General features: G+C 44.1%; 4 protein-coding genes. 1 reads left to right on the top strand and 3 read right to left on the bottom strand.

Features of this window, described 5'->3' with window-relative positions; translation table 11 throughout:
• The coding region (locus HMPREF9304_RS11045) for a site-specific integrase (RefSeq protein ID WP_052046136.1) at positions 1-1,104 on the top strand (1,104 nt) is incomplete at its 5' end.
• Positions 1,105-1,252: 148 nt separating this feature from the next.
• On the opposite strand, the gene HMPREF9304_RS11050 is transcribed toward HMPREF9304_RS11045, so the two are convergent.
• The 3 genes from HMPREF9304_RS11050 to HMPREF9304_RS11060 all read right to left on the bottom strand — a co-directional run bounded on the left by HMPREF9304_RS11050 (position 1,253) and on the right by HMPREF9304_RS11060 (position 4,142).
• Complete coding sequence (locus HMPREF9304_RS11050) at positions 1,253-2,632, bottom strand: MATE family efflux transporter (RefSeq protein ID WP_036929123.1); 1,380 nt, start codon at positions 2,630-2,632, stop codon at positions 1,253-1,255.
• A 96-nt stretch (positions 2,633-2,728) separates the two neighbouring features.
• Positions 2,729-3,577, bottom strand: coding sequence for an AraC family transcriptional regulator (locus HMPREF9304_RS11055; RefSeq protein ID WP_036929125.1), 849 nt, complete (start codon positions 3,575-3,577; stop codon positions 2,729-2,731).
• Between the two features lie 34 nt (positions 3,578-3,611).
• Positions 3,612-4,142, bottom strand: coding sequence for an HXXEE domain-containing protein (locus HMPREF9304_RS11060; RefSeq protein ID WP_036929127.1), 531 nt, complete (start codon positions 4,140-4,142; stop codon positions 3,612-3,614).
• Positions 4,143-4,262 lie beyond the last annotated feature (120 nt).

Consider the following 4,262-nt stretch of genomic DNA (forward strand, 5'->3'; position numbering starts at 1 on the left):
ATTACGATAGACGGCTCAAAAGTCGTGATGTCCACAGGAGAAAACACATTGCCCGGCGATTGGAGCGTAAAGCGACAGGAAACCAACGACAAGCAGCAGAACCAACGCTTGCATTCGTTTCGTGAGAAGATTGAGCAGGGGTATAATACGTTGCTCTTGCAATTTGGTGCGGTGAGTGCCGAGCTGCTTAAAAACCACTTGCAAGGTGTCGGAGCAAATCCGACCACTTTGCTTGCTCTTAGCCGAGAGGTATTATTGACAATTCAATCTACAAGAGTCTTAAGCACATACCAAAGTTGCTGTTGCTACCACAGGCAGCTGGAACTCTTTGTGGAAAGTAGAGGAAAAACAGACATTCCTCTTACGAGCCTTACGATGGAGTTTTTCGATGATTATCGCATCTACTTCAAGCGAAAAGGCTATGCCTTATCAACAACGAAACAAAATCTCTTTTGGCTAAGCCGATTGATGTATAGAGCTGTGAGCCAGCAAACCATTCGCTATAATCCTTTTGAGGATGCCAATTATGAGCGAGTAGAGCGAAAAATTCGCTGTCTGGGCAAGACGGCGGTTGCCCGTCTGTTGGCTATGCCCTTTCAAAACGAACAGGCGGAGTTTGTGCGGAGGATTTTTCTTTTCTCCGTATTCACAGGTTTGGCTTTTGCCGATGTGAGCAAGTTACGATACTGTGATATTGAGACAAACAATGCAGGGATACGCTATATCCGTCAGTACAGAAAGAAGACAGCTGTAGAGAGCATCACGCCTCTGCACCCGATAGCCGAGCAAATACTCTCGCTTTACCCACTGAAAGACAAGAAAGAGGATAGTCCTATCTTCGCAACCTCGATGAGTAGAATGCAGATAGGCATGCACCTCAAGGCTGTTGGCTTGGCTTGTGGCATTCGCCAATCCCTTTCCTTTCACATGGCTCGCCATTCTTTCGGTACGCTGACATTGGAGGCTGGTATACCGATTGAGAGTATTGTCAAGATGATGGGACATGCCTCTATTGCCAGCACACAAATCTATGCCCAAATCACCGACCAAAAGATTTCAAGGGATATGGACAGGCTAATAAAAAGTTCTGCACGACACGAATAAACTCACATCTGTCATTAGAGATTTATATTTAATAAATGAGAAAAGATTCTATAAACATAAATCTATCCCTAAAGGAAGACTAACGATATTTTAACTCTTTGTGAGTGTTCCTCGCTCGTTCGTGCCCTAAGCAAATAAATCTGAAATATTATATCTGTTGGCAGTAGGAGTTGTTTTCCTTTTCTGTTGTGAGATGTGATTGATGGCTTATCTCCCTGTGAATTCGGACGGCAAAGAACAGTGTCATCAAAGTTGCAAAGATGTCGGCGACAGGCTGGGCATAAAGCACACCATTCAGTCCCCAATATGATGGAAGCAGTAATATGGCAGGGATAAAAAACAGCCCTTGTCGTCCGATATTGAGCAGAAGGCTCTGCCTTGCTCTTCCGATTGCCATATATAGCGTGGAATACACAAATTGAAATCCAAAAGTGAAGAACATAATCGTATTGGCTCGAAGGGCTATCCTTGCAATTCCCTGCATAGTTTCGTCTTTGCCGAAACAACTGATGACAGGAGAGGTAAATCCCATAATGAGTATGCTCCAAAGCACACAAAACGAGGTTGTAAGTATCAGGGAACAGCGCACTGCTTCCTTTAATCGTTGGAAGTTGCCTGCTCCGTAGTTATAGCCAGTCATCGGTTGCAGTCCTTTGACAAACCCGAAGACCACGTTTGTTCCCAATGTTACAATCTTCAGAACGATACCCACCGCTGCGACAGCCTCCGCTCCATATTTCACGGCAGCCCTCTGCAACAGACTGATGGAAAGGGTCTGGAGCAATTGCAGAAAGAGCATCGAGATGCCTATTTTGATGATGTCCGCATACATTCTCATCGTGGGAGCGAACAGGGTAAACGATACTTTCACCTCTGCTTTCGAGAGGAAGAAGCGAATATAAATGGCTGTCGTGATAATTCTTGAAAGAATGGTTGCCCATGCCGCACCTTCCACGCCCCAATTGAAAGTGTAGATAAACAAGGGGTCTAATGCAACATTGACGATAGAGCCGATAATCATTGCCATTGCAGATGTTTTCGATGCACCTTGTGAAACAATGATGTTGGACATCGACACATTCAATGCCCCTATGACACAACTGATGATGAAGAGTCTGCCGTATGCTTCTGCCAAGTGCATCATACCCTCGTTTGCTCCCATAAACAGCAGGATGTCCGGCAGGAACGCATTGCACATAAAGGCAATGAGGGCAGCCAAAATCACAGAAGTAACCACTGAGACGGAAGCGACCTGACTTGCCTTGACAATCTGCTTTGCCCCCAACAGACGGGATACATACACTCCGCCGCCGACACCGAACATCAGCCCTATCCCGAGAAACAACAGCGACAGAGGAAAAACAACCGATACGGCGGCAACGGGAAGAGTTCCCAGACGTGCAACCCAGAAAGTGTCCACCACATTGTATATTGCCATAATCAGCATTGCGATGACAATAGGTATCCCCAACTTTGTCAGGGCTTTCATCATACTTCCTTCTTGTAGAATATTTACAGCGTTGTTCATCTTTATAATCTGTATCTTTTTAAGTGAATAAATTCCGCTGCAAAGGTATGGAGGGATACAGGCTGTTGCAATAGACGGACAACGGTGATAATAGCACTATTCGTGGTAATTCTTTCTGAAAAGCGTGGGAGAGACTCCTGCGACATTAGTAAACAGTCGTGTAAAGTAGGAGTAATCGTCAAATCCCAGACTATGCGCTATCTCCTTGACGGAGGCTGTCGTATAGACCAACTTCCGCTTTGCCAACAAAATAATCTCGTCTTGAATATGACGGCTCAAGCTTGTCCCCAGAACAGCATTTACCGCCTCATTCAGGTAGGCAACGGTAATGTTCAGCCGTCCGGCATAGAATGATGGCGAACGGTTAATTCGAATATTGTTTTCCAGCAAATCCCGAAATTCCCATACTATTTCCTTGTGTCTGGTCATAGTACTCTGAAATTCGGATTGAGCTATCATTGTATTCGCAACGTTATCCACGACCAATCCCACGATGACGGTGGTCAGTCGCTGAACTATTGCTTTGGCAGATGGATTTTCCATACAACCCAATTTGCGGTCAAGAAGCGATAGTAATAGTTTCAGTTCCGATATGTCGGATAGTTGTCTTTGGGGACAACCATATCCCTCAAGCGTTCGTTTTTCCTCCTTATCCACCAGTACCGAGTCGATAATGAGAAATTTTGCAGAAAGATTGGAAGCATCAATGATGCGATGCACCTGTCCCGGACGGATGATAGCCAAACTTCCTTTCCCGAAAGCGTATTCCTTGAAATCAATATCCAGACGGCATTGCCCATCCTCTATGAATCCAAAGAAATAATAATCGTCAGTATGGGAGAAAGCGTATCTTTCCGAAGGTGCCGATGTCTGGGAGACGACACTCTTAAGATAGACTCCGAAATCTGAGAGCTGTGAACTTCTATGGATGGGTAATTGGGACATTTCTTGTACTTATTTTATTCTTGACAATACACTCTCAATGTCTATCCTGCCATTGTTGAAACTTGCTCATCACGAAAAAAGCAGAGAGTAAGCTAAGCACTGTTAGGATAATCCCAACAACTGACCATAAGAACATCTGCAAAGGAGATAGAATGGAAGTCTTTGCCAATTCAACAAAGGCATAGACACAATAAGGCAAAGTCAAGATTGTGGTAATGATAACAGGTATATATTTTCGGTATATTGCCCATTGAGCAAGATGTACTATAAGATGGAGGGAATACCCTGCAAATGCAGCAAACCACCATTGATAAGCATCCAACCATACGGCACAGAAAGAAATGAGGGAAATCAGAATGAACTCGTGGACAGTCCCAATAGCAAATGTGGCTGTGGAATAATCAAAATGTCCCCTGCGTGCAAGAAACTGCCCGAATTGAGGGAAACGCCTTTTCAATTCGTCCCTATTTCTGTCAAGCCAATGCCTAAACATGATAATCTCTTCGTATTCGTGAAGCATGAATACAACGGGGAGAAGTATCATTATCAATTTTAATTTCGTCATAATGGTTTCCAAAACTCTATGGTCATCCTTTTTTTAACACATTCCTTAAATCTCTGACATACCGAGCTTGCCGATATTTCAAATAAATCTTCACAAACGGAATCATAAACCATTTCTTAG

The sequence above is a fragment of the Hoylesella timonensis S9-PR14 genome (assembly GCF_000762405.1).
Lineage (GTDB): Bacteria > Bacteroidota > Bacteroidia > Bacteroidales > Bacteroidaceae > Prevotella > Prevotella timonensis_A.

Coding starts and splice junctions, on each gene's coding strand:
- HMPREF9304_RS11050 (WP_036929123.1), bottom strand. CDS start 2,632: ATGAACAACGCTGTAAATATTCTACAAGAAGGAAGTATGATGAAAGCC.
- HMPREF9304_RS11055 (WP_036929125.1), bottom strand. CDS start 3,577: ATGTCCCAATTACCCATCCATAGAAGTTCACAGCTCTCAGATTTCGGA.
- HMPREF9304_RS11060 (WP_036929127.1), bottom strand. CDS start 4,142: ATGACGAAATTAAAATTGATAATGATACTTCTCCCCGTTGTATTCATG.